Source organism: Mesorhizobium sp. M7A.F.Ca.CA.004.12.1.1 (genome assembly GCF_003997835.1).
GTDB lineage: Bacteria > Pseudomonadota > Alphaproteobacteria > Rhizobiales > Rhizobiaceae > Mesorhizobium.
Map to the genome: position 1 here is coordinate 1 of NZ_RZRK01000724.1, position 3064 is coordinate 3064.

The 3064-nt window shown below is 65.8% G+C and carries 4 protein-coding genes; 1 reads left to right on the top strand and 3 read right to left on the bottom strand.

The features are described 5' to 3' along the window. The coding region (locus tag EN984_RS28415; RefSeq protein ID WP_164765705.1) for a GntR family transcriptional regulator at positions 1–528 on the top strand (528 nt) is incomplete at its 5' end. A 71-nt stretch (positions 529–599) separates the two neighbouring features. On the opposite strand, the gene EN984_RS28420 is transcribed toward EN984_RS28415, so the two are convergent. The 3 genes from EN984_RS28420 to EN984_RS28430 form a co-directional block, all read right to left on the bottom strand. After that, positions 600–1166 (bottom strand): cytochrome c, encoded by a 567-nt coding sequence (locus tag EN984_RS28420; RefSeq protein WP_127271413.1) that lies wholly within the window; start codon positions 1164–1166, stop codon positions 600–602. After that, entirely contained in the window at positions 1163–2671 is a 1509-nt protein-coding gene (locus tag EN984_RS28425; protein WP_127268799.1) for a multicopper oxidase family protein, read from the bottom strand. Before EN984_RS28425 ends, EN984_RS28420 begins: the two co-directional genes overlap by 4 nt. A 196-nt stretch (positions 2672–2867) precedes the next feature. Further along, on the bottom strand, positions 2868–3064 hold a 197-nt coding region (locus EN984_RS28430; protein ID WP_127384120.1), incomplete at its 5' end, for an SDR family oxidoreductase.

Genomic DNA, 3064 nt, shown 5'->3' on the forward strand with positions numbered 1-3064 from the left:
GGGCTGGTCACCGGCCGGCCGCGCCAGGGCTATGTCGTCACCGAGTTCGACATCAACATGTTCCGCGAGGCCTTCGAGATCCGCGAACTGCTCGACGGCCATGCGACGGAACTTGCGGCAACGGCCGCGACGGAACAGGACAAGGCGCGGCTGCGCGCCATGTTGGCCGAATGCGAACGGCTGGCAGCCATTCCGGAACGCACGAACCGGGAAAAATTCCAGGAACTGGAAGTCGGCATCGACCTGCACCGCGTCATCGCCGAAATCAGCGGCAACGTCATGCTGCACAACATGCTGTGCGGCATCCTCGACAAGTGCCAGCACTACGTCTGGACCGAACTCCTGTGGCTGGACGAATGGAAGATCGCCCGCGACGAGCACGCCGAGATCGTCGATGCCATCTGCGCCGGCGACGCTGCCCGAGCCGGCACGCTGGCACGCGCCCATGTGCGCGGCTCGCGAGACAATGTGCTGCGCCTGCTGCAGGCCAAGTCGGATTATCGGAATTTTCTGGCGAAGGCGTCTTGATACAGGTGGCCTTCCTGGCATTCCGCATCGCTGCACAAGAGGGCAACAAATGGCGGTGTGATCGCCGGTTCTCACTTCACCTTTTGCCGAAACTTGGAATGGCAGCTTGAGCAATCCTGGAGGATAAGGTGCAGAAGATGCTCCGCCGGCAATCCGGCCGGATCCGCCTCCGTTGTCTTCAGCCGCTTGCCGAGCAGACTGCCCCCGTCCATTGACGTCATCGCGCCCATGCGCATGTCCCCGGTGATCCGGGCAGGCGCGGTTTCGGCCTTGGCTGCCAATGCATCGGCGAGTTCGCCAATGTGACTGGCGAGCGCCTCGAACTCCGGCCGCGCCTGATCGATTTCCGCTTTGGCGCCCGACGGCGCGCCCAGCGTTCCCGCCGGGAATTCAGCCATCAGGGCGGGTCCGGTACGGGCGCTGAGCGCCTCCGCCGCCGCCTTGAAGCTGGCGGCGTCGTAGGCGCGCTTGCCGCCGAACATCTCGGCGATGGTTTTCGCTGCCGCCGCCATAGCCTTCATCGAGGCCTGGCGTGCGGCCACGATCTCATCACTGGAGGCGACCGCCTGCGGCGAGGAGAGGCTCAGCGAACCGGCCAGCGCCAGCACCACCGCTCCGAACGCGATGCCGAACTTCATGCCATGACATCGAGCACGCCCATCATGCCGAGCTGCTCGTGCTCGAGGATGTGGCAGTGATACATGCGCTGCCCCGGCCTATCCTGGCGCAGCAGGAGCCGCACCGTCTCGCCGCGGGCGACGTTCACCGTGTCCTTCCATGCGAGATAGGGCGGCTTGGACACCGCGCCGTCGCGCTCATGCTCGACGACCTGGAATTGAGTACCGTGGACGTGAAAGGGATGGTCCATGTCGGCCTCGTTGACTATCTCCCAGAGCTCGATCTCGCCGGCCCTGGCGACGAAGTCGACGCGTCCCATATCGAAGGCCTTGCCGTTGATCAGGAAACCCATCTCCATGCCGGTGGGTTTCATCGCCATGGTCTCCGTTAAAACGAGCCGCCGGCTGAGGACAGGGTCGGCGAACGGTGCGATCGGCCGCAGCCGCGCCGGCAGCTGCGGCACCGCCTCGGCTTCGTTCTCCGAGACATCGACCGTCAGCAGCGTCAGCCCCGCATCGGCCGGGCGGCCGGGACCCATCCAGCCACGGTCGTAGCCGAGCGTATCGAGGGTGATGGGGCCGGGCCTGTCGAAGGATGCGACCAACTCGAGGCGTTCGCCCGGGCTGAGCAGGATCTCGTCCGCCGCCACCGGCGCCGCGAGCAGCCCGCCATCCGTCCCGATGACTGTTATCGTCGCGCCGTCGAAGGCAAGCTTCAGGAACCGTGCGTTGGTGGCGTTGTAGAGGCGCAGGCGTCGCTTGGCGCCCTTTGCCACCGAGAGCCTGGGATTCTTCTGGCCGTTGACCAGCACGTGGTCGCCAACGCGGCCGTTCATCAGATCGCTCATGCTGTTGCTCGGTATCGAGCCATCGGCGGCAAGTCTGAGGTCGGTGAACACCAGCACCGTGTCGCCATATTCGGCCGGGATGGGATCGGCCTTGGCCTTGACGACGAAGGCGCCGGCAAGACCCCGATAGACCTGCTCTGCCGTCTTGCCGTGCGGGTGCGGGTGGTACCAATAGGAGCCTGCGGAGCCTTCCGGCAGCTCGAAGGCATAAACGCGCTCGGTGCCCGCCGCAACCGGATCCATCGGACTGCCGTCCTGGTCGGCGGGCACCGGCATGCCGTGCCAGTGGATGGTGCTCACCTCGTTATCGATGCGGTTGGCAAATGTGATCTCGACGCGGTCGCCTTCGAAGGCCTCGATCAGCGGCCCCGGGCTGATGCCATTATAGGCGAGGATCGGTGTGTCGCGCCCCTCGGCGAACCTCGCAATGGCCGGTGCCGCCGTCAGCCTCGCCCTGAGCAGGCCCGGCCGGTCGGCTTCGTTGGCAAGCACCTGCAGGGCGCGCAACGCCTGGCCTTCGGGCAGGGTGACCGCGTCTTGCACCATCGCGGCCATGTCGTGCCCGGCATGGCCGCCCATGCCGGGCATCGACATATCGTCCATCTTCGTCTGCGCCAGCGCACGCGGGCTCGCCAGAACCGTCGCCAGGCTTGCCGTCAGAAATCCGCGTCGATGCATTTCTCCGCTCCTTGCTCTCGATGAAAGGCCCGCCGGAAGACCTCGCGTGACCCTAAGGGTTCCAGCAGCTGGAAGGTCAAGTGAGATCGAGCAGTCGACGGTGACGATAGAAGCTGCGCTGGCGCACGATGTAGTGAGAGCCCGGACCCGCTGTCCGATCATGAACACCGGTCGTTCCGGCGAAGCCGCAGAGTTCTCAGCCCTTGCGCTCCTGAAGGCTGTTGCCGCCGTCGACCACCAGCAGCGCGCCATTGACATAGCTGGCGCCTTCCGAGGCCAGGAATGCCACCGCGGCGGCCACTTCATCCGGCCGCCCGGCCCGCGCCGGCGGCGTATGCAGGGCGGCTTGCCGCTCCATTTCGCTCGACGAGCCCGTTTCGATCCAGCCGGGAG

Bases quoted from the DNA above. Each gene is read 5' to 3' on its own strand.
- EN984_RS28420 (WP_127271413.1), bottom strand. From the start codon at position 1,166: ATGAAGTTCGGCATCGCGTTCGGAGCGGTGGTGCTGGCGCTGGCCGGT.
- EN984_RS28425 (WP_127268799.1), bottom strand. From the start codon at position 2,671: ATGCATCGACGCGGATTTCTGACGGCAAGCCTGGCGACGGTTCTGGCG.